Here is a 19,775-nt window from a genome sequence, read left to right as displayed (position 1 = left end):
GCCACATGACTGAGTCCCGTCGTCGACGCGCCCTCGGCGCGGCCGTGCTGGGATCGGCGCTCCTGCTCGCAGGCTGCGCGGTCCCCGGCCAGGAAGGGTCGCCCGGCGTCGCCGCGGCCTCCGAGCAGACCACCCTGACGTCCGCCCGCGTGGCGGAGTTGTACGACGCGTGGGCGTTCGAGGCGCACAAGCCCATCCCTCGTGACCAGGTCGTCACCCTTGAGGCTCCTGCGCGAGCCGATGCTCGAGCACATCGACGAGCGGCTCACCTACTCGCGCTACTCGATCGAGCAGGAAGCCGTCAGCATCAAGGAGTATGAGTCGGTCGACGGCGAGCCCAGCGAGGCCATGATCGACGGCCTCGAGGCCACCTACCTCCTCGCCGCGTACACGATGATCCCCGAGGATGACTCGCTGCTGCGCTCCATCGCCGAGGACGTGGCCGCGACCACCACGGTGTCGCCGCGCGAGGGCACCTTCGATGTCGACCAATTGTTGGTGTCCCTCTCGGAGGCCTCCGCCACGGCGGTCAGCCTCGCCAACGCGGGACAGCCCGGTTGGTTCATGGAGTTCAACGTCGCCGACCTGTTCGTCGCGGGCGACGCGGAGTGGCTCGCCAGTGAGTGACGACCTCGCCAGATTGGTCGAGGTCATGGACCGCCTGCGTTCGCCGGGCGGGTGCGCGTGGGATGCGGAGCAGACCCACGAGACCCTCATCAAGCATGCGCTTGAGGAGGCATACGAACTTGCCGAGGCGGTCGAGACCGGCTCGCGTGAGGACCTCCGCGAGGAACTCGGCGACGTGCTCCTCCAGGTGGTCTTCCATGCGCGCGTGGCGCAGGACCACGCCGAGGACCCGTTCGGCATCGATGACATTGCCCGCGGGGTGGCGGACAAGGCTCGTCGAGCGCCACCCCCACGTGTTTGCCGATGGCGGTGAGGACATCTCCGCCGCGGAGACCCTGGGCAGGTGGGAGAAGATCAAGCAAGCCACGAAGGGACGCGAGTCCGTGATGGACGGCATCCCCGTGGCGCAGCCCGCGCTGGCGCGTGCGCAGAAGGTCATCTCGCGCGCCGCCAAGACCGGGCTCGAGGTGCGCGACGAAGCCGGCGTGGGCATCGGCCAGCAGTTGCTGGCACTCGTCGCCCGAGCCGAGGCCGAGGGTGTCGATGCCGAGGGCGCCCTGCGCGCCGCGACGCGTGCCTACGAGGCGGCCGCCCGTGAGGCGGAGGCGGGCCGCGCGTCCGCCACCGAAGGTTCACCGGACTAGGACGTTCGTCGTGACGCGCCACGTAGCGCGCGTCGATAGACTCGCAAGAGATCCACGGAAATCCACACAACCGAAGGAGCATCATGGCCAGCATTGAGGCCGTTGGAGCGCGCGAAATTCTTGACTCGCGCGGCAACCCCACCGTCGAGGTCGAGGTGGCCCTGGAAGACGGCACGTTCGCACGCGCGGCGGTCCCCTCGGGTGCCTCCACCGGCGCCTTCGAGGCGGTCGAGCGCCGCGACGGCGACAAGGGTCGTTACCTGGGCAAGGGTGTCGAGCAGGCCGTGGACGCGGTCATCGACGAGATCGCCCCCGAGATCGTGGGCCTTGACGCCACCGAGCAGCGCATCATCGACAAGATCATGCTCGACCTCGATGGCACCGACAACAAGGGCAAGCTGGGCGCGAACGCGATCCTCGGCGTCTCCCTTGCCGTCGCGAAGGCCGCCGCTGACAGCGCCGACCTCGCCCTCTTCAAGTACATCGGCGGCCCGAACGCGCACCTGCTGCCCGTGCCGATGATGAACATCCTCAACGGTGGCTCGCACGCCGACTCGAACGTCGACATCCAGGAGTTCATGATTGCTCCCGTCGGCGCCCCGACGTTCCGCGAGGCGTACCGCTACGGCGCCGAGGTCTACCACGCCCTCAAGTCCGTGCTCAAGGAGCGTGGCCTGGCCACCGGCCTCGGCGACGAGGGTGGCTTCGCCCCCAACCTCGAGTCGAACCGTGCCGCTCTTGACCTGATCCTGGTCGCCATCGAGAAGGCCGGCTTCAAGCCCGGTGAGGACGTCGCGCTCGCGCTCGACGTTGCCGCCACCGAGTTCTTCAAGGACGGCGCTTACCAGTTCGAGGGTTCGGCCAAGTCGGGCGAAGAGATGTCCGCCTACTACGAGCAGGCTTGTCAACGACTACCCGCTCGTCTCCATCGAGGATCCGCTGTCCGAGGACGAGTGGAGCGACTGGTCGCACCTCGTCGAGACCATCGGCCACAAGACGCAGATCGTCGGCGACGACCTGTTCGTCACCAACCCGGTCCGCCTCCAGAAGGGCATCGACGAGAAGGCCGCGAACGCGCTGCTCGTGAAGGCTCAACCAGATCGGCACCCTGACCGAGACGATCGACGCTGTGTCGCTCGCCACCGCCAACGGCTTCACCTCGATGGTCTCGCACCGTTCGGGTGAGACCGAGGACGTCACCATCGCCGACCTGGTCGTCGCGCTCAACACCGGTCAGATCAAGACCGGTGCTCCCGCCCGCGGCGAGCGCATCGCCAAGTACAACCAGCCTGCTGCGCATCGAGGAGGAGCCTGGACGACGCCGCGAAGTACGCCGGCAAGTCCGCCTTCCCGCGTCGCTACGCCGCCTAAGGCACAGCCGCACGAGGCTCAGCCTCACCGCCAAGGCCGCGGATCCCTGTGGGGGTCCGCGGCCTTCGCGCATCCCGGGGCGGCGTCGTCATGGCATGCGGCCGATGCGGTGGTCGCCTGAGGCGTGAATCACACGACTCGCGGCGCCCGGGTGTCACCGGGGCACGGGTGCGTCGGTGAGAATGGAGCGGTGAGCTCCCCCGACGACCCGGCACGCCCTCGGGCGCCCGCTCGTCGGCGCGCCCGCAGCAGTCAACGCAGCATCGGACCTCGTCGGCACAGCGCGCGGCCTCCAAGCCCACCACCTCACGCGCGGCATCCTCGCGCACCGGCTCTGGCCCGGGGCGCTCCTCGCGCCCGCGGACCTCGACCCCGGCCGCGGCCCCCGCGCCGCCGCGCATCCTGGCAGGGCGCCCCGGGGGTTCGTGGGCCAGCATGCTCACATGGCGCACCGGCGTCATCGTCGCGCTGTTGGCGCTCGCCTTGGCGGTGGTGTGGCCCTCGGCGCGCGCCTACCTGGACCAGCAGACCATGCTCGATGGTCTCCGGGCGGATGCCGCCGTGGCTCAGGAGGAGCTCGACGACCTGAACGCCGAGGTGGCGCGCTGGAGCGACGACGCGTACATCGAGGCGCAGGCCCGCGAACGGCTGCGCTATGTCTATCCCGGTGAGACCGCCTACCGGGTGCTCGACCCGGAGACCGTGACCGGTGACGAGAGCGCCGCACAGGACGCCGCCGAGGAGCCCGATGCTGGACCCGCAGGCGCCTGGTACGACACGCTATGGGACTCCGTCAAGGAGGCGGGCGAGGGAGCCGAGGCGACGGCAGGCGACGCCGGTGAATCCGATGCCTCGGGAGCCACGAGCGACGCTGCGCAGAAGCCCGAGACGGCCGCGGCCTCCAACTAGAATCGGACGGATGAACGACACGACCGTCAGCCCCGCCGATATCGCCGCGCTGCGCGCCCAACTGGGACGCGAGCCCCGCGGAGTGGTCGCGATCGCCGCGCGCTGTGCCTGCGGGCGCCCCACCGTGGTGCACACGGCCCCGCGCCTGCCCGACGGCACACCGTTCCCCACCCAGTACTACCTCACGCACCCCGGCGCCACCGCCGCGGTGTCGACACTCGAGGCGAACGGCGTGATGAAGGACATGACGCAGCGTCTGAGTGAGGACGAGGCGCTGGCGGAGGCTTACCGCGCCGCGCACGAGCGTTACCTTGCCGAGCGCTACGCGATGGAGGACGTGCCCGAGATCCACGGCATCTCCGCAGGCGGGATGCCCGACCGTGTGAAGTGCCTCCACGTGCTGGTGGGCCATGCGCTTGCCTCCGGGCCGGGAGTGAACCCGCTGGGGGACGACGCGCTTGAGATGATCTCGGCATCGTGGAGCCCCGCACGCTGTACCTGCGCCATCGAGGACGAAGAGGAGAACGCATGACCCGCGTCGCCGCCATCGACTGTGGCACCAACTCCATCCGCCTGCTCATCGCCGATGTTGCCGCCGATGGCGAGTCGCTCACCGATGTGGTGCGCCTCATGAAGGTGGTGCGTCTGGGCCAGGGCGTGGACCGCACCGGTCAGTTTGCCCCCGAGGCCCTCGAACGGACCCTTGCCGCCACCGACGAGTACGCGGCGCTGTGCCGCGAGCACCAGGTGGAGTCCATCCGCTTCGTGGCAACGTCCGCGACGCGCGACGCGTCCAACCGCGACGAGTTCATCTCCGGAGTGCGTGAGCGCCTGGGCGTGGAGCCGGAGGTCATCAGCGGCCACGAGGAGGCCGCGCTGTCGTTCCGCGGCGCCGTCTCGGTGGTGGACCCCGCGCTCACTCCTCCGTACCTCGTCGTGGACCTCGGCGGCGGCTCGACCGAGCCTCGTGCTGGGAGAGTTTGCGCCCGCGGCGGCTCACTCCATGGACGTGGGCTGCGTGCGGATGACGGAACGTCACCTGACGGCCGACCCGGCGTCCGAAGACCAGATCGCGGCCGCAGTGGCCGATGTTCACGCGGCGCTCGATGCCGCCATCCGTGAGGTGCCGCTGGCTCAGACCCGCACGCTGGTGGGGCTTGCGGGAACCATCACGACCGTGACCGCGCAGGCGCTCGGCCTGCCCGCGTACGACCGCGACAAGATCAACGGCGCGCGCCTGCCCGTCGATGCGGTCATCGCCGCGTGCGACGCGCTGCTGTCAGCCACGCGCGCCGAGCGTGAGGCGCTGCCATTCATGCACCCTGGCCGCGTCGACGTGATCGGCGCAGGCGCCCTGGTGTGGCGCGAGGTCGTGGCGCGCGTGCGCGACGAGGTCGCGGCCGCCGGGGGAGGCGACCGAGGTCGTCACGAGCGAGCACGACATCCTCGACGGCATCGCGTTCTCGGCGGCCTCGCGCGCGTAGCCGCCCGGACTTGTTCCGCTCGCCGTCCGTTTGGCCCACGGATGTGGCGCGTGTGACGGGTGGGCACGATGCGAGAGTCCCGCGTGGCTCACGAGTCACTTCCGTCACAAGTGTGGGCCAAACGGAATCGTGGGGCAGAATCGTCGGGCACGCCCCCGTAGCCCAATTGGCAGAGGCGGCCGACTTAAAATCGGCTCAGTGCGGGTTCGAGTCCCGCCGGGGGCACGCGACGCATTCGGGTCGTCTAGGCTCCCGAGTTCCTCGATCAGAGCGTCGATGCGCCTGGCGCGCGTCTCGGGCCGCTTGGCCCGGTCGATGACGCGCACGTGCTGGCGGCGCTGGCTCACCGTGCGGGCGTCGAACGTCGCTCGCGCCCCGGCCGCGTCGAGTGCAGCCGCCACGTCACCGGGGACCTCCACCGCATCGGCCGTCGCGTCGAGCCTCCACCACCGCTGTGAACTCCATGGTCCTCACGCTAGCGGCGCGCCCGTAGCCTTGCCCCATGGCAGCCGGCGCGACCGTTCACACCTTCGACGTCACGCTCGCGGACATGGACCGCGGGGTGTACGAGGACCTTGAGCCTGCGCGTGGCGCGTCACCCGTCGGAGACCGCCGCCTTCCTCGTCACGCGCGTCCTCGCCTACTGCCTCGAGTTCCGCGAGGGGCTGGCCTTCGGTGCGGGGATCGCGACCACGGATGAGCCCGCAGTGATCGCGCGCGACCTCACCGGTGCCGTCACCGCCTGGATCGAGGTGGGCGCGCCCGAGGCCGACCGCCTTCACCACGGCAGCAGGCTGGCCGAGTACACCGCCGTCTACACCCACCGCGACCCGGGCAAGGTGCTGGCGCGGTGGGACGGCAAACGCATCCACGGTCGCGAGGACATCGTGCTCCACGCCTACGACGGCGCCTTCGTTGATGACGTGGCGCAGCGGCTGGAGCGCCGCAATCGCCTCACGGTGACGGTCACGGAGCGTCACCTCTACGTCGATTTCAACGGCGAAGCGCTCGAGACGCAGGTGACCGACCACCCGCTGGGGTGAGAGTTGCGTCCGCCCTCAGAGAATCCCTCTTACGGCCGATGCCGTTTCGGCGGTTCCGTTCGTTAGTCTGACGAGGACCGTACCCCTCGAGGAGGACCACATGGCCAGCCCCGTGTTCAGCAGGCTCAACAGCGCCTTCAAGCCCGGAGCGACCATCAACCCCGACGGCTCGGCCGTCACCGCAGAGGACCTGCAGTCGCAGTTCGACGCACCCAGCGCCACGTCCGCGCAGATGGGTCGCATGACCTACGAGGGTGTGACGAGCAAGGCCGCGGGCATGATCGTTCTCGCGTTCATCGCGGCGATCCCCGGCTACCTGTTCCCCTCGACCGCGGGCCTGTTCATCTCGGCCATCGCGGGCATGGTGCTGGGCCTGGTGCTCGCGTTCCAGCGCACCACGAACCCGACCATGGCGCTCATCTACGCCGCCGTCGAGGGCTACTTCCTCGGCTCGCTGTCGATCTACATCGAGCAGGGCTTCGACGTCCCCGGCGCCGCCATGCAGGCGCTGCTGGCGACCGCCATCACGTCCGGCGTGTGCCTGTATTTGTACCGCACCGGCAAGGTTCGTTACACCTCGAAGATGCGCAAGATCCTCATCATCGGCGGTATCTCGTACCTGGCCTTCTCGGTCGTCAACATCTTCGTGATGATCTTCGGCGGCACCGACTCCGCATGGGGGCTGCGCTCCGGCTGGATCGGTGTCGCGATCGGCCTCGTGGCCGTGGGTCTCGCGTGCATCTCGCTCATCGCCGACTTCGACTTTATCGAGAACGGCGTGAAGCGCGGACTGCCGCAGCAGTACGAGTGGACCGCGGCCTTCGGCCTGGTCGTCACGCTCGTCTGGATGTACACCGAGTTCCTGCGGATCATCGCTATCCTCCAAGGACGCGACTGACACCCTGAACGCCTGAACGTCCGACCGCCCGTCGCGTACGGCCCCTCGCGGGTCGCGCGGCGGGCGTCGTCATGTCCGGAGCGATGATGCCCCAGTTCGACCTGCCCCTTTCCGGCTCGAAACCTACCGTCCCGACGTTCGTGAGCCCGCGGATTTCGACGAGTTTTGGGCACGCACCCTCGCCGAGGCACGCTCGGTGCCGCTGGACGTGCAGATGGCCGATGCCGGGGCCGGGTTGGGCGGCGTCGACATCCAGGACGTGACGTTCCCCGGCTTTGGTGGGCAGCCGATTCGTGCGTGGTACGCCAGGCCGAGGGCCGCCACGGGCGCCCTGCCCTGCGTGGTGGAGATCGCCGGGTACGGCGGCGGGCGGGGCCTGCCGATTGAGCACACCCTGTGGCCGGCCGAGGGCATCGCGACGTTGTGGATCGACTCGCGCGGCCAGGGGTCCGAGTGGGGCAACGGCGGACATACCGCCGATGTGGGTGCCACGGGGCCCGCGTCCTCTGGCGTGATGACGCGCGGCATCGATGACCCGCACGACCACTACTACCGCCGCATGTTCACCGATGCCGTGCGCGGCGTGGACGCCGCACGGGTGCTGCCGGGGGTCGACCCCGAGCGCGTGTTCTTCGCTGGCACCTCCCAGGGCGGCGGGGTGGCCCTCGCGGTCTCGGGCTTGGTGCCGGACCTTGCTGGCGTGATGGCGGACGTGCCGTTCCTGTGCCACTTTGAGCGGGCTATCGCGATCACGGATGACTTCCCGTACGGCGAGCCTGGTGCGCTATCTCGCCGTGCATCGGGACGCGCGCGACAAGGTCTTTGGCACGCTGTCTTACCTTGACGCCGCCAACCATGCCCGCCGCGCGCATGCCCCGCTGCTCACCTCCGCCGCGTTGCGCGATGGGATCTGCCCGCCGTCGACGGTCTTTACGGCGTTCAACCGCTACGGCGACCTCGCTCCCTCGGCGCCCGCCAAGGCCATTGAGGTCTACCCGGACAACGGTCACGAGGGCGGACAGGGTTTTCAGACCATGAAACGCCTGGAGTTCGTGCGTTCTATCCTGGGCTGACGCACCACCGCAGGAGGCCTCGTGAGCGAACCGCAAACCGCATCGGCCGTCGAGGAGGAGCGCCACGCCTCGTGGCCGGAGCCTGTTCTTCGACCTGGTGGTGGTGGCGGGAGCGGGGCTCCTCGCGCACCTCATCGAGGACGGCGACGGGTGGTCGAGCCTGTTCCTGTTCGCCGTGGCGTTCGGCGCGTTCTGGATGATCTGGACCTGCTTCACGGCGTACGGCAACGTCCGTGGCGACGATGCTCGTCTGCCGACCTTCCTGGTTGGCATGGCCGTGCTGTCCGTCATGGTCGCCGCGGTCCCCGGCATTCACGAGGGCCACGCGCAGGCGTTCGCCATCGCCTATGTGGTGGGACGGGTCGCGGCAGCGCGCCCGTGGCATGGTGCCGCGGTGGTGGTCGACCTACCGGTGATTCAGGCCTTCACGGGGGTGCTTCCCTGGATCGTGTCGTTCTGGTTCGAAGGCGACGCCAAGTACCTCTGGTGGGCGGCGGGTCTCACCATCGACCTGCTGCGCCTGTTGCGGGCGCGCGAGGATAAGTTGCTGGAGGGTGCGCAGGAGAGGCTTGACCACGTCGCCGAGCGCCGCCGCGAGCAGGCTCGCCGCCCACGAGGAGCGCGCGCAACGCGACGGCGCAGAGGCGCCCGCGATGTCGGCGCGGGCCCGGCGCAGGCAACGCAGGATCGAGCGACGTGAGAAGGCCGGCCGGGTGGGGCGGCAGATTCCCACGTCGATCGTCGCGTTGCGCACCGACAACGCCCACCTCGCCGAGCGGTTCGGCCTCTTCACGCTCATTCTGTTGGGCGAGGGACTCATTCAGATGCTCAATGCCGCCTCGGGCGCCGAATGGGACCGCATGCTCCTGGTGGCCTGGGCCGGGGCGTTCGCCCTCATCGTGGCGCTGTGGAACCTCGCCGTGCGTCACGGCAGCGCGGGGGTGGCGCTGCTCGCGAACGGTGCCATACCTGTGCGTGTCCAATGGGTCGCGCACCTGGTGACCTCGCTCGCGCTGGTCGCCGTCGCGGCCGTCCTCGGCGTGGTGCTCGCGCATCCCGCGCGTGCTCTAGACGAGCACGAGGTCCTCGTCCTGGCGGGCGCGCTCGCGCTCTATCTGCTGGTCTCCGCCACGGTCCATGCGGTGCTGGCGCGCCGCGGCGGCGGGGAGGAGGACGGCAGGAGAGCGGCATGGCTCGCGGGGGCCGGTGTGATCGCTCCTGCCGTGGTGATAGTCGCCCGCGAGTCGTTGTCCGCCGCCGCCGTGGTCTGTGTCCTGGCCGCGGCCACGCTCCTCGTGTCGGTCGTGGACCGTCGCGCGCGGCTGCGCCTTACGGGCGGGCGTGACGGGCGTGCAGTGCCCGCATCGGTGCCGTGAACTGCGCCACCGGACCCTGGACCTGAACACCGGGAGCCACCGTTCCGATGGGGAGGGGCTGAACAGGCCCCGCAGCCACGCCGTCCTCGGCACGCCAGCGCAGTAGGCTGCTCGGTCGACGTGGCGTAGACGATGCGCCCCAGCCCCACCCAAGCGTGGGCGGCGGCACACATTGCGCAGTGCTCGCCGGAGGTGAACACCGTCGCCGTGGCGCGCTCCTCGGCCGTCAGATGAGCGGCCGCCCACCTCGCCAGAGCGATCTCGGGGTGGGCGGTAGGGTCGCCGTCGCCGATGCGGTTGTGATCCTCCGCGAGAGCGACCCCGGCACCCGAGACGAGGACCGAACCAAACGGCGCGTGTCCCGCCACGAGTGCCTCGCCGGCGAGCTCCACGCACCGTTCCAGGTGGCGCAGGCTCGTCGGCGGCGAGCTCAGGCTCGCTCATGCGCCCACGTAAGAGGCCTGGCAGAACCCGTGGTTGCAGTAGCCGCCGGGGTTCTTTTGCAGGTAGCCCTGGTGGTAGTCCTCGGCGTAGTAGAAGACTCCGTCGCCGGCGTCCTCGGCAGGAGCGATCTGCGTGGTGATGGTGCCGAAGCCCTTGTCGGTCAGCGCGGACTGGTAGCGCTCGCGTGACGCCTGCGCCGCCGCCGCCTGGGCGGGCGTCGTGGTGAAGATTGCGGAGCGGTACTGCGTGCCGATGTCGCCGCCCTGGCGGTGGAGCGTGGTCGGGTCGTGGTTCTCCCAGAACCGGCCCAGCAGGGTGTCGAGGCTCACCGCCGAGGGGTCGTAGACCACCATCACGGCTTCCGCGTGGCCGGTCTGCGCGGTGCATGTCTCGATGTACGTGGGGTTCGGCGTCCAGCCACCCATGTAGCCGACGGCCGTCGCATAGACGCCCTCGGTCTGCCAGAAGATGCGCTCGGCGCCCCAGAAACAGCCCATGCCCACGTAGAGAACGTCAAAGCCATCGGGCCACGGGCCCTTCAGCGGCGTGCCGAGCACCACGTGGCGGTCCGCGATCTCCAGGGCGGTGTCGCGTCCCGGCATCGCCTCGTCGGCGGTGATCATGCGGGTCTTGTCGATTCCTAACATGTGATTCCCTTCCGTGCTCACACAACGCTGTCTCGCCCGCGCCTGTTCCGCGCGTCACGGAGACATGTCCGATGCTGGCGCTAGGCTCGCTGCATGGCTGACCTCGAGCATTCTGACAGTGGTGCGAGCACCGAGGTCACCCGGCGCGTCCCCCTGGGTCTGCGCGTCTCTGCGGCGTGGTCCTGGCGCATCATCGTGGTCGGCATCGTGGTGGGTGCGTTCTTCTGGATGTTCACCTCGTTGTCGACACTCTTCGTCCCCCTCATTATCGCGCTCCTGATCGCGGCGCCGCTCGAGCGTGTGGTGCACCATCTGGAGCGGTGGCGTGTGCCCAGGGGGCTGGGAGCGGCGCTGTCGATCCTGGTGTTGCTCGGCATCGTGTCGTTCCTCCTGGGGGCCGCTTCGACGTCGATCGTCGCCGGGTTTGGTGACCTGAAGGACGCCGCACTCGAGGGCTTCCAGCAGTTCATGGACTGGCTGGCGCAGGGCCCGCTGCACATGAGCGAGGACCAGGCTCGATCAGATCGTGGAACAGGTGCAGGGCTGGGCCACCGACAACGCCTCGGGCATCGCCAGCGGCGCGCTCGGTGCAGCGTCCACCATCGGCGGCGTGGCAGCCAGTGCGGTCATCGCCCTGTTCGCGCTGTTCTTCTTCCTACGCGACGGCCGCAAGTTGTGGCTGTGGTCGGCGCGGCTAGTGCCAGGCGACAACTCCGAGCGTGTGGACCGTGCCGGTATCCACGCCTGGAACACCTTGCGGCGCTACACCCAGACCACGGTGTTTGTGGCGTTCGTCGATGCGGTCGGCATCGGCCTCGCGGCATGGCTGCTTGGCGTCCCGCTCGCGCTACCCATCGCCATCCTGGTGTTCTTGTTCTCCTTTATCCCGATGTTCGGTGCCACCCTGTCCGGTGCCATCGCCTCGCTCGTCGCGCTGGTCGACGGTGGCCCGACGACGGCCCTCCTGATGCTGGGCGCGGTACTCCTGGTGCAGCAGGCTCGAGGGCAATGTGCTCTACCCGTGGCTGTTCGGTAAGGCGCTCAGCCTGCACCCGTTGGTGGTGCTGCTGACCATCTCCGCGGGAACCATCACGCTGGGCCTCGTCGGCGCGGTCATCGCGGTCCCGATCGTGTCCTTCTTCTACGCGTTCTCCCGGGCCTTGCGCGACGCCTACAAGCCCGATGAGGAAGAAGTGCCACCCATCACAGCCACCGTCCCCGTGCTCGCCGAACGCTCGCGCCAGATCGTGAACAGGGCGCGCGGCCGCAAGCCCGCCACCACCACGGAGATCCCGGTGCGAGACCGCTCCGAGGTACAGGACGAGGCCGACACCACCGACGGCGAGCCTTCCCCGACGACGGGCACCATTCGGGTGCGTCGCCCCGAGGAGCGCGACGGGGACCACCCCGCGTCCTGATCGACATGCAGTGCGACTACTGGGATGCGGGCGTCTGCCGCTCCTGCTCCCTCATTGAGACTCCCTACCCCGTTCGCCTGGCACGCAAGCAGGCGGACGTGGAGGCGTTGCTGGCACCCCTCGCGCCCTCGGCGACGTGGCTACCTCCGGTGGCGTCCGCAGAATCCGGCTTCCGCACCAAGGCCAAGATGGTGGTGGCAGGTACCGTCGACGCCCCCACCGTGGGCATCCTGGACGCCGAGGGCCGCGGCACGGACCTACGCCGCTGTGGCCTCTACCCGCCGGCGCTGAGCGCGACGTTTCCCATCCTCGCCGCGTTCATCACGCGCGCCAGCCTGGAGCCGTACGCGGTGCCCGAGCGACGCGGGGAACTGAAGCACATCCTCGTGACCCTCGCTCCCTCGGGCGGCATTTTGGTGCGCTTCGTGATGCGCTCGACCGAGGCACTGTCCCGGCTGCGCAAGCATCTGCCGTGGCTCATCGAGCGGCTCCCCGCGCTCGAGGTTGCCACCCTGAACGTGCTGCCCGAGCACAAGGCGGTCACGGAGGGGGACAGGGAGATCGTGCTGACCCCTGCGCAGACCCTTCCCATGACCATCAACGACGTGACCCTCCACCTAGGCCCGCGCCTTCTTTCAGACCAACACCGCAGTCGCATCGGCCCTGTACCGCCAGGTAGCCGAGTGGGTTGATGCCGCCGCGCCAGCGAGCCTGTGGGACCTGTACTGCGGCGTCGGCGGGCTCGCACTTCACTGCCTTGCCGCTGGCCGCGCGGTGACGGGCATCGAAATCTCGGACGCGGCGATCGACGCGGCGCGCCGCAGCGCGGCGGAGATGGCCGATGCAGGGGTTGCGGGCGCTGACGCCGTCGCCTTCCTCGCCGCCGATGCCGTGGCGTGGGCGGGCGCGCAAGGTGAGGGCCCCGATGCGGTCGTGGTGAATCCCCCTCGCAGGGGGCTAGGACCGGACCTTGCGGGGTGGATCGAGGACTCGGGCGCGCAGACCGTCGTGTACTCCAGTTGTCATCCCGTGAGCCTCGCGCGTGACCTCGAGGCGATGCCGTCCTACACCGCGCGGGAGATCCGCCTGTTCGACATGTTCCCCCACACCGGCCACGGTGAGGTGGGGGTCGTGCTCGATCGCGGTTGAACGTGACACGGCCCGCCTGCCAGGGGCAGACGGGCCGTGAACGGTGCGGTGACGGTTAGCCGCTGAAGGGCTCCACCGAGATCACCTTGACGGGAATCTGATTGCCGTTGGGGGCGGAGTACGAGGTCTCGTCGCCCACCTTCTTGCCCAGCAACGCCGAGCCGAGCGGCGACTGAGCCGAAAACACGTCGATGTCGGTGCCGCCCGCGACCTCGCGCGAACCCACCAGGAAACGCATCTCGCGGCCCATGACCTCGGCAACCACCACGGTGCCGGACGCGATCTCGTCGGAGGCGTTGGCCTCGCCGACGGTGGCGGTCTGCAGCAGGTGGCGCAGGCTGCTGGATGCGAGCCTCTTGCTTGGCCTGCTCCTCGCGCGCCGCGTGGTAGCCGCCGTTCTCCTTGAGGTCGCCCTCCTGGCGGCGCTCGTCGATCTCCTTGGCGATCGCGGCGCGACCCTCGCCGGTGAGATGGTCGTACTCCGCCTGCAGGCGGTCGTAGGCCTCCTGGGTCAGCCAGGTTCCGGTCGTCTCGGACACGAGTTCCTCCATGGTGGTGAGCGTGACTGGACAGGTTACCAACAGGGAACCGAAAGGGGAAAGACCGGTGAGGCCTAGGCTTTCGACGTCGCAGTAGTTGACCTGCGCGCTCGTCGCTTCCTCGACGGTGCTGATCGGCAGCGTGATCCGCTGGCTCGTGCCGTCGGCGGGGTCGACCGTGACCTCGGCGACACCGACCTCCGCGTAACTGACGGACAGCGCGCGCACGTGGCACACGGCAGCCTGATCGCTGTAGAGGTGGACGTCGAACGTCACCTCCGCCTCGGTGGGGGAGTCGATGGAGAAGCCGACGTCCTGCCACCGCACGGGCTGGTCGGCCTGCGACAGCCCGAACCACGCGGCGATGGCGGTCATGGCACACACACCGAGGATCGCGAGGGCCCAGCCCTTGCGGGACAGGCGCGGGCGCGACGAGGCGATGTCTTCGGTCTCATCGGCTGACGGGGTGTGCTGCGGCTCGGTCATCATGAGGCAGGATAGTTCACAGAAAGAAGGTGATTGACGGTGGCAGATTTCTCCGGAGGCCCAGGCTTCCTCGCGTTCGTCGCGACGTTCCTGATGGTGGCGGCGGCCGTGGTGCTCATGCTGTCCCTGTCGCGGCACCTGCGAAAGGTGCGCACGCACCCACCCGAGGGTGCCGATGCGGTGGCCACGGCATCGGCCGCAGAGGCGGCGCCTGCGACCAGCACCGACGGTGCTGCCGAGGAGCCCGGCAAGCCCCAGGCGTAAGCCTGACCGTCAGGAGACGGTGAACACCACGAGCGCGATCGCGACGTAATGGCACAGGAAGCCCGCAATGGTGAGGGCATGGAAGATCTCGTGGAAGCCGAAGTACTTCACGGACCCGCGCGGCCACTTGGTGCCGTAGATGACGGCGCCCACGGTGTAGCACAGGCCGCCGATGACAATCAGTGAGACAACGGCGGCGCCGCCAGCCTCGTAGAACGGCTTCATGAAGCCCACGGCGACCCAGCCCAGTGCGACGTACAGCGGTACATACAGCCAGCGCGGCGCGTTCAGCCAGAAGATGCGCAGCAGCAGGCCTACCAGCGCGCCCGTCCACACCGTGATGAGGACCGCAGTGCGCGTGGTGCCGTCCAGCAGCATCACCGTGAGCGGCGTGTAGGTGCCCGCGATGATGAGGAAGATGTTGGCGTGGTCCATGCGGCGCAGGACGGCCTTGGTGGTCGGCCCCCAGTTGCCGCGGTGATAGACCGCGGAGGTCCCAAACAGCATGACGGCCGTCAAGGTGAAGATGGCCGTGGACACCCGTCCGGCAAGTGTGGGAGCGAACACCACGAGGACCATTCCGGCGATGAGGGCGAAGGGGGCGGCACCGAGGTGCAGCCAGCCGCGCAGGAGCGGCTTCGCGGGGTCAGGCAGGTTCTCGGCCATGAACCTACGTTACCGTAGGTTAGTCGCCGGGAGTACCGTAGGCACCTGTATCCGCGGACACGAGGAGAGAACGGCGATGGGACTGCGCAGCCTGCTGTACAAGCCCTACGAGCGTGACCTTGAGCGCACGCTCCGCACGTCGGGACAGACCCCCCGGCACATTGGCGTCATCCTCGACGGCAACCGGCGCTGGGCCAAGCAATCCGGCGCCTCCGCGGCCGACGGACACCGCCGCGGCGCGGACAAGATCTCCGAGGTCCTCGGCTGGTCCGAAGAGCCTCGGCGTCGAGGTCGTCACCCTGTGGATGCTCTCCACCGACAACCTTGGCCGTGACGCCGCCGAGGCTCGACGCGCTGCTGGGGATCATCTGCGACGCCGTCGAGGCACTCGCCGACGACGGTCGCTGGCGCCTCCAGCACGTCGGGTCGGCAAGCCTGCTCCCGGCCGATGCCGCGGCGAGGCTGTCCGCCGCGGTCGACCGCACCGCATCGGCCACCGGCCTGCATGTCAACGTCGCGGTCGGCTACGGCGGCCGCCACGAGATCGCCGATGCCGTCCGCTCATACCTGCGCGACGCCATCGACGCCGGGCACTCCATGGAGCAGGCGGCGGACTCGTTCTCGGTCGAGCACATCGCCGAGCACCTCTACACGAAGGGCCAGCCGGATCCCGACCTGGTGATCCGCACCTCGGGCGAGCAGAGGCTCTCGGGCTTCCTCATGTGGCAGTCGGCGCACTCCGAGTTCTACTTCTGCGACGCCTACTGGCCGGACTTCCGCCACGTCGACTTCCTGCGCGCGCTGAGGGCCTACTCCCAGCGCGAGCGCCGCCACGGCCGCTAAGTCCGCGCTGCTGACCTCAGTCCGCGCGCCGGACCTGAGCCCTACCTCCGGATCTGAGCCCCGCATCGGCCCCGCACCTCGATTCCCAAGGTGTCCCGTGATGCATGTGACTCGTGGGGCTCGCACGGCGATCCGATGCGTCACACCCGTCGCGTACGTCACGTCGTACCTTGGGAGTCGCCTGGCTTTTTGCTCGGCGCGACGGCGTATTGCCGCAACACCACCGCCGCCCCGATCGGGTGCGCGGCGCATGTGACGAACGTGTGACACGCGGCGTGTCGCTGCTTGACAGGTGAGCCGCGGCGTAGCGTCGGGCTCGTGGTAGAAGAAATCCGCCGCATCCACCGGATGCGGGACTGACACCGAACGCCGTGGGGCGATCGGCGCCCTGCGGCCTGATGAGCGGGGAGCCCCACGTGAGCATCACTGAGTTCGACACCACACCCTCCACCCCCACGGCGAACGCGACCGACCTGCGCACCTACGTGCTCGACACCTCGGTGCTGCTGTCAGATCCACGGGCGCTCAAGCGTTTCGCGGAACACGCGGTGGTGCTCCCGGTCGTGGTCATCACGGAACTCGAGGCCAAACGGCATCACCCCGAGGCTCGGCTACTTCGCTCGTTCCGCGCTGCGCATGCTCGACGACCTGCGCATCCAGCACGGCAAGGCTCGACCAGCCGGTCGCGGCCAACGAGCAGGGCGGCACCGTGCGCGTCGAACTCAACCACACAGACCAGGAGATCCTGCCCAGCGGGTTCCGGCTCGGCGACAACGACACCCGCATCCTCGCGGTCGCGGCGAACCTTAAGGCCGAGGGGCACGCCGTGACGGTGGTGTCCAAGGACCTGCCGATGCGCGTGAAGGCCTCCGCGTTGGGCATCGAGGCCGAGGAGTACCGCGCCGAGGCTCGCCGTGGATTCCGGGTGGACCGGCATGCGCGAGATCCAGGCTCACCGATGAGCAGATGGGCGCCTTGTACGAGGCCGAGGCGCTGACCTCCGTGCCGCCCGCCGCCGAATGCGGTGAGGACCTGGGTTCGCTGCCGGTGCACACCGGGCTCGTGATTCACTCGCCGCGAGGCTCCGCGCTTGGCCGCGTGGATGACGACGGCGGTATTCGGTTGGTGCGCGGCGACCAGGAGGTCTTCGGCGTCCATGGCCGCTCCGCCGAGCAGCGCGTCGCGATCGACCTGCTGCTCGACGAGTCCGTGGGCATCGTGTCCATGGGCGGCCGCGCCGGCACGGGCAAGAGCGCCCTCGCGCTGTGCGCCGGTCTCGAGGCCGTCATGGAGCGCCGTCAGCACAAGCGCATCATGGTGTTCCGTCCGCTGTACGCGGTGGGCGGCCAGGACCTCGGGTACCTGCCCGGATCCGAGGCGGAGAAGATGAACCCCTGGGCGCAGGCGGTCTTCGACACCCTCGGCGCGATGGTCTCCTCCGAGGTGGTGGAGGAGGTCATGGCGCGAGGCATGCTCGAGGTGTTGCCGCTGACGCACATCCGCGGCCGTAGCCTGCACGACGCCTTCGTGATTGTGGACGAGGCCCAGTCGCTTGAGCGCAACGTGCTCCTGACGATGCTCTCGCGGATCGGCCAGGACTCGCGCGTGGTGCTCACCCACGACGTGGCGCAGCGCGACAACCTTCGCGTGGGACGTCACGACGGCATCGCCGCGGTGATCGAGGCGCTGAAGGGTCACCCGCTGTTCGCGCACGTCACCCTGGAGCGTTCGGAGCGCTCCGCGGTGGCCGCCCTGGTGACCGACATGCTGGAGCGGCTCGACCTCTAGCCTCGCGCTCCTGCGCCCGCGAGATGTGGGATTGCGTGGCATCGACAGCGCGAGATGCCACGCGAACCCCCATTCGGCATCACGAGAACGACGAAGGGCCGATGCGATGGTGACCATCGCATCGGCCCTCTGCCGTGTCCCTGGTGGCCCGGAATGCTGCATCAACAGTGACGAAGTGCCGCAAATGCGGCCATTTGCGCCAGGAGGGGGTTAGAGACCGAGGCTCCTGAAGGTACGGCTCCAGGCTCTTCCCAGTTGACCTCGTCGGGACGGGACTCGTCCCAGATCTCCATGTAGCGGTCACGCTGGGCGTCCGTGAGGGCCTCCCACTTGCGCATCTGCTCCTCGGCATCCACGTGCCAGTAGCCGACGATGCGGTACAGCGTGTGGTGACGGGTCCAGTTCTCGCGAATGAACTTGCGAGCCTTGCGCGACTGCGCCGACTCGCAGGCCACCCACACGTAGGTGTCATCCTCGGGGGTCTCGAGGCGTTCAAGGCAGGCTCACGAGTGCCGAGGGGCCGCGGCCGTTGCCGGACACGCGCCACTCGAGGTTGACGGTGGCGGGGGAAGGCAGGGCAATCGCGTCGTCCATCGAGATGAGGCTCGATAAGGACGTCGAAGGTTTCCTCCGGCGAGGCCTCCTCGAGAATGCGCGCCACGGCGGGAAGGCCGGTCGCGTCGGCGATGAGGAGGCGGCGCGTGGAGCCGGCGGGCGGCTCGTAGTAGCCGTGAGCATCGGACACCGCCACCACGTCGCCCACCTGGCAGTCGCGCGCCCATGAGGCGCCGCGGCCGTGACCGTGGGTGACGATGTCGATGTCGAGGCGCTGGTGGGTGGGGTCCCAGCGGCGGATCGTGTAGTGACGAGCGATGTCGTGGTCGTCCTCCCAGCCCTCCGCCGGCTCGGCGTCGGGGATGTGGACGTGGACGAACTCGTCGGCCTTGCCGGTCGACTCCCAGCCCTCGAGCGAGGGTCCGGTGAGGGTCACGCGGCGGAGGTTGGGGCTGAGCCTGCTCAGCACCAGCGACGGTGACGACGAACGAGTCGGTCATGGTGACTCCAGAAATGTGGGGGTGGGGACAGAGGCCGTATGGACAGCCGATGCGTGGGGCGCCGGGGTGACCCGGCGCCCCATACGGTGGGATTACTCGGCTGCTGCGGGCTCGGTGGCGGGGTCGCCGTCGAGAGCGGCCTCGAGGAGCGGCACGAAGCCCTCGATCGAGTAGGCGATCGACGAGGGGGAGTTCGCGAAGAACGCGCCCTCAAGGACCGTGTCGGTCAGCCAGACGTTGCCGCCGGTCTCGGTCGCGGTCAGCGAGGCGAACAGGGGCAGTGCCTCGAGCTCGCCCTTGGCGTCGGGGGTCGTCGCCACCTGCCACACGACCGAGTCGAGGTCGCCGATGGTGGTGTCGAGCCTGCTCGGCCGAGATCTGCAGCCAGGCGGCGTCGGTGCCCTCAACGGCGGTCACGTCGAGGCCCAGGTTCGCGAGGAACTGGTTGCGGGTGTCCGAGGCGGCGTACACGAACGCCTGGCCCTCGTAGAAGCCGCCGACCTGCGAGGTCATGCCCTCCCACTCGGGGTGCGCCTCGCGCACGGCGGCGTACTGAGCGTCGATGTCGGCGACGATCTCCTCGGCCTTGGCGGTGGTGCCGGTGGCCTCGGCGAGCAGGTTCAGGCTCGTCCTCAAGGGTGACGCCCCACTCGACGGTGGCGTTGCCCTCGGAGTCGGTGGCGGGACGCGTGACGACGGGCGCGATGCCCGAGAGGAGGGTGTACTCCTCCTGCGTCATCTCGTGGTTGGGGTAGGTCGCCACGATCAGATCGGGCTCGAATGCCGCGATGGCCTCGGCGTCGTACGTGGTGGTGCCGGGCTCGAAGAGCTCGGGGGTGGCGCCCGCGGCCTCGCGGTCGGCGTCGGCCCACGGGCCGGTGCCGTTCTCGTAGCCCTGCCACGACACGGGCACGGCCACGGGGGCAACGCCGAGCGCGTAGAGGTACTCGTGCTCGTGCGAGCCGAGGGTCACGACGCGCTGGGGCTCGGCGTCGATGGTGACCTCGCCCATGGCGGTGTCGAGCGTGACGGGGAACGCTGCCGCATCACC

18 protein-coding genes, 1 tRNA gene and 13 pseudogenes are annotated in these 19,775 nt (G+C 69.2%); 22 read left to right on the top strand and 10 right to left on the bottom strand.

All coding sequences use genetic code 11. The features are described from left to right. The first annotated feature begins 5 nt into the window (after nucleotides 1–5). From QQK48_RS05225 to QQK48_RS05190, 9 genes and pseudogenes are all read left to right on the top strand, one after another. Nucleotides 6–320: a hypothetical protein gene (locus QQK48_RS05225; RefSeq protein ID WP_284327711.1), complete on the top strand. Its 315-nt coding sequence runs from the start codon at nucleotides 6–8 to the stop codon at nucleotides 318–320. Next, on the top strand, nucleotides 241–627 hold the full coding sequence (locus QQK48_RS05220) for a hypothetical protein (protein WP_284327710.1): 387 nt from the start codon (nucleotides 241–243) through the stop codon (nucleotides 625–627). Before QQK48_RS05225 ends, QQK48_RS05220 begins: the two co-directional genes overlap by 80 nt. Beyond that, the gene (locus tag QQK48_RS19240; protein ID WP_348523475.1) at nucleotides 620–940 is read left to right on the top strand and encodes a MazG nucleotide pyrophosphohydrolase domain-containing protein; all 321 of its coding nucleotides are present in this window, start codon (nucleotides 620–622) and stop codon (nucleotides 938–940) included. Before QQK48_RS05220 ends, QQK48_RS19240 begins: the two co-directional genes overlap by 8 nt. Further along, on the top strand, nucleotides 921–1,271 hold the full coding sequence (locus QQK48_RS19235) for a hypothetical protein (RefSeq protein WP_348523474.1): 351 nt from the start codon (nucleotides 921–923) through the stop codon (nucleotides 1,269–1,271). The genes QQK48_RS19240 and QQK48_RS19235 overlap by 20 nt, the downstream gene beginning before the upstream one ends. A gap of 83 nt (nucleotides 1,272–1,354) precedes the next feature. Then, nucleotides 1,355–2,642: pseudogene (gene eno, locus QQK48_RS05210) on the top strand (phosphopyruvate hydratase). A gap of 435 nt (nucleotides 2,643–3,077) precedes the next feature. After that, a complete protein-coding gene (locus tag QQK48_RS05205) occupies nucleotides 3,078–3,551 on the top strand; it encodes an FtsB family cell division protein (protein ID WP_284327709.1) in 474 nt (157 codons plus the stop codon). 10 nt (nucleotides 3,552–3,561) lie between these two features. Then, nucleotides 3,562–4,083, top strand: coding sequence for a DUF501 domain-containing protein (locus QQK48_RS05200; protein ID WP_284327708.1), 522 nt, complete (start codon nucleotides 3,562–3,564; stop codon nucleotides 4,081–4,083). Further along, nucleotides 4,080–5,035, top strand: a pseudogene (locus QQK48_RS05195) (Ppx/GppA phosphatase family protein). Before QQK48_RS05200 ends, QQK48_RS05195 begins: the two are co-directional and overlap by 4 nt. Nucleotides 5,036–5,186: 151 nt before the next feature. After that, nucleotides 5,187–5,260 (top strand) — tRNA-Leu (locus tag QQK48_RS05190). An 89-nt stretch (nucleotides 5,261–5,349) separates the two neighbouring features. Here QQK48_RS05190 and QQK48_RS05185 read toward each other — a convergent pair. Then, nucleotides 5,350–5,436: pseudogene (locus QQK48_RS05185) on the bottom strand (hypothetical protein); the annotation flags it as partial. 174 nt (nucleotides 5,437–5,610) lie between these two features. Here QQK48_RS05185 and QQK48_RS05180 point away from each other — a divergent pair. The 6 genes and pseudogenes from QQK48_RS05180 (at nucleotide 5,611) to QQK48_RS05160 (ending at nucleotide 9,425) form a co-directional block, all read left to right on the top strand. Beyond that, entirely contained in the window at nucleotides 5,611–6,078 is a 468-nt protein-coding gene (locus QQK48_RS05180; RefSeq protein ID WP_348523473.1) for a YaeQ family protein, read from the top strand. A gap of 100 nt (nucleotides 6,079–6,178) precedes the next feature. Next, nucleotides 6,179–6,976, top strand: a complete 798-nt coding sequence (locus QQK48_RS05175; RefSeq protein WP_284327707.1) for a Bax inhibitor-1/YccA family protein — start codon at nucleotides 6,179–6,181, stop codon at nucleotides 6,974–6,976. Between the two features lie 172 nt (nucleotides 6,977–7,148). Then, a pseudogene (locus QQK48_RS05170) lies at nucleotides 7,149–7,820 on the top strand (acetylxylan esterase); the annotation flags it as partial. Then, the gene (locus QQK48_RS19230) at nucleotides 7,771–8,049 is read left to right on the top strand and encodes an acetylxylan esterase (RefSeq protein WP_348523472.1); all 279 of its coding nucleotides are present in this window, start codon (nucleotides 7,771–7,773) and stop codon (nucleotides 8,047–8,049) included. The pseudogene QQK48_RS05170 and the gene QQK48_RS19230, both read left to right, overlap by 50 nt. A gap of 82 nt (nucleotides 8,050–8,131) precedes the next feature. Then, entirely contained in the window at nucleotides 8,132–8,749 is a 618-nt protein-coding gene (locus QQK48_RS05165) for a low temperature requirement protein A (protein WP_348523757.1), read from the top strand. 13 nt (nucleotides 8,750–8,762) lie between these two features. Continuing rightward, nucleotides 8,763–9,425: a low temperature requirement protein A gene (locus tag QQK48_RS05160; RefSeq protein WP_284327706.1), complete on the top strand. Its 663-nt coding sequence runs from the start codon at nucleotides 8,763–8,765 to the stop codon at nucleotides 9,423–9,425. A 170-nt stretch (nucleotides 9,426–9,595) separates the two neighbouring features. Here QQK48_RS05160 and QQK48_RS19225 read toward each other — a convergent pair. Beyond that, nucleotides 9,596–9,793: pseudogene (locus tag QQK48_RS19225) on the bottom strand (cytidine/deoxycytidylate deaminase family protein); the annotation flags it as partial. Nucleotides 9,794–9,865: 72 nt separating this feature from the next. Continuing rightward, nucleotides 9,866–10,492: a peptide-methionine (S)-S-oxide reductase MsrA gene (msrA, locus tag QQK48_RS05150; RefSeq protein ID WP_284327705.1), complete on the bottom strand. Its 627-nt coding sequence runs from the start codon at nucleotides 10,490–10,492 to the stop codon at nucleotides 9,866–9,868. A gap of 117 nt (nucleotides 10,493–10,609) precedes the next feature. Here msrA and QQK48_RS21285 point away from each other — a divergent pair. The 4 genes and pseudogenes from QQK48_RS21285 to rlmC form a co-directional block, all read left to right on the top strand. Beyond that, nucleotides 10,610–10,990: pseudogene (locus tag QQK48_RS21285) on the top strand (AI-2E family transporter); the annotation flags it as partial. 52 nt (nucleotides 10,991–11,042) lie between these two features. Beyond that, nucleotides 11,043–11,552, top strand: coding sequence for an AI-2E family transporter (locus QQK48_RS05145; protein ID WP_284327704.1), 510 nt, complete (start codon nucleotides 11,043–11,045; stop codon nucleotides 11,550–11,552). Next, nucleotides 11,527–11,934 carry an AI-2E family transporter gene (locus QQK48_RS05140; RefSeq protein WP_284327703.1) on the top strand — a complete coding sequence of 136 codons (408 nt, stop codon included), beginning with the start codon at nucleotides 11,527–11,529 and terminating at the stop codon, nucleotides 11,932–11,934. Before QQK48_RS05145 ends, QQK48_RS05140 begins: the two co-directional genes overlap by 26 nt. Nucleotides 11,935–11,939: 5 nt before the next feature. Further along, a pseudogene (rlmC, locus tag QQK48_RS21280) lies at nucleotides 11,940–13,083 on the top strand (23S rRNA (uracil(747)-C(5))-methyltransferase RlmC). Nucleotides 13,084–13,138: 55 nt separating this feature from the next. Here the strand turns inward: rlmC and greA are convergent. Both greA and QQK48_RS05125 read right to left on the bottom strand, forming a co-directional pair. After that, nucleotides 13,139–13,634, bottom strand: a pseudogene (greA, locus tag QQK48_RS05130) (transcription elongation factor GreA). A gap of 90 nt (nucleotides 13,635–13,724) precedes the next feature. Beyond that, nucleotides 13,725–14,108 (bottom strand): annotated as a pseudogene (locus tag QQK48_RS05125) (DUF4307 domain-containing protein); the annotation flags it as partial. Nucleotides 14,109–14,147: 39 nt separating this feature from the next. On the opposite strand from QQK48_RS05125, the gene QQK48_RS05120 reads away from it, so the two are divergent. Continuing rightward, a complete protein-coding gene (locus QQK48_RS05120; protein WP_284327702.1) occupies nucleotides 14,148–14,372 on the top strand; it encodes a hypothetical protein in 225 nt (74 codons plus the stop codon). Nucleotides 14,373–14,381: 9 nt separating this feature from the next. Here QQK48_RS05120 and trhA read toward each other — a convergent pair whose 3' ends face one another. After that, nucleotides 14,382–15,038 (bottom strand): PAQR family membrane homeostasis protein TrhA, encoded by a 657-nt coding sequence (gene trhA, locus QQK48_RS05115; protein WP_284327701.1) that lies wholly within the window; start codon nucleotides 15,036–15,038, stop codon nucleotides 14,382–14,384. 76 nt (nucleotides 15,039–15,114) lie between these two features. Between trhA and QQK48_RS05110 the strand changes: the two are divergent. Further along, nucleotides 15,115–15,881: pseudogene (locus QQK48_RS05110) on the top strand (isoprenyl transferase). Between the two features lie 398 nt (nucleotides 15,882–16,279). Next, nucleotides 16,280–17,669 (top strand): annotated as a pseudogene (gene phoH2 / locus QQK48_RS05105) (RNA 5'-3' helicase PhoH2). A 161-nt stretch (nucleotides 17,670–17,830) separates the two neighbouring features. On the opposite strand, the gene QQK48_RS05100 reads toward phoH2, so the two are convergent. The 4 genes and pseudogenes from QQK48_RS05100 to QQK48_RS21270 all read right to left on the bottom strand — a co-directional run. Further along, nucleotides 17,831–18,130 carry a hypothetical protein gene (locus QQK48_RS05100; RefSeq protein ID WP_284327700.1) on the bottom strand — a complete coding sequence of 100 codons (300 nt, stop codon included), beginning with the start codon at nucleotides 18,128–18,130 and terminating at the stop codon, nucleotides 17,831–17,833. Between the two features lie 335 nt (nucleotides 18,131–18,465). After that, nucleotides 18,466–18,660: pseudogene (locus tag QQK48_RS21275) on the bottom strand (siderophore-interacting protein); the annotation flags it as partial. A gap of 156 nt (nucleotides 18,661–18,816) precedes the next feature. Further along, on the bottom strand, nucleotides 18,817–19,131 hold the full coding sequence (locus QQK48_RS05090; RefSeq protein ID WP_284327698.1) for a hypothetical protein: 315 nt from the start codon (nucleotides 19,129–19,131) through the stop codon (nucleotides 18,817–18,819). Between the two features lie 13 nt (nucleotides 19,132–19,144). After that, nucleotides 19,145–19,360, bottom strand: a pseudogene (locus tag QQK48_RS21270) (ABC transporter substrate-binding protein); the annotation flags it as partial. Between the last annotated feature and the right edge of the window lie 415 nt (nucleotides 19,361–19,775).

The sequence above is a fragment of the Demequina litorisediminis genome, from assembly GCF_030161615.1.
In the GTDB taxonomy this organism is placed as follows: Bacteria; Actinomycetota; Actinomycetes; order Actinomycetales; family Demequinaceae; genus Demequina; species Demequina litorisediminis.
Note: the sequence above shows the minus strand (reverse complement) of the source record. Positions and strands in the feature narration are given on the sequence as shown.

Excerpts from the sequence above, each read along its gene's own strand:
- QQK48_RS05225 (WP_284327711.1), top strand. The coding sequence starts at position 6 with ATGACTGAGTCCCGTCGTCGACGCGCCCTCGGCGCGGCCGTGCTGGGA.
- QQK48_RS05175 (WP_284327707.1), top strand. The coding sequence starts at position 6,179 with ATGGCCAGCCCCGTGTTCAGCAGGCTCAACAGCGCCTTCAAGCCCGGA.
- QQK48_RS05200 (WP_284327708.1), top strand. The coding sequence starts at position 3,562 with ATGAACGACACGACCGTCAGCCCCGCCGATATCGCCGCGCTGCGCGCC.
- msrA (WP_284327705.1), bottom strand. The coding sequence starts at position 10,492 with ATGATCACCGCCGACGAGGCGATGCCGGGACGCGACACCGCCCTGGAG.
- QQK48_RS05205 (WP_284327709.1), top strand. The coding sequence starts at position 3,078 with ATGCTCACATGGCGCACCGGCGTCATCGTCGCGCTGTTGGCGCTCGCC.
- trhA (WP_284327701.1), bottom strand. The coding sequence starts at position 15,038 with ATGGCCGAGAACCTGCCTGACCCCGCGAAGCCGCTCCTGCGCGGCTGG.
- QQK48_RS05220 (WP_284327710.1), top strand. The coding sequence starts at position 241 with ATGCTCGAGCACATCGACGAGCGGCTCACCTACTCGCGCTACTCGATC.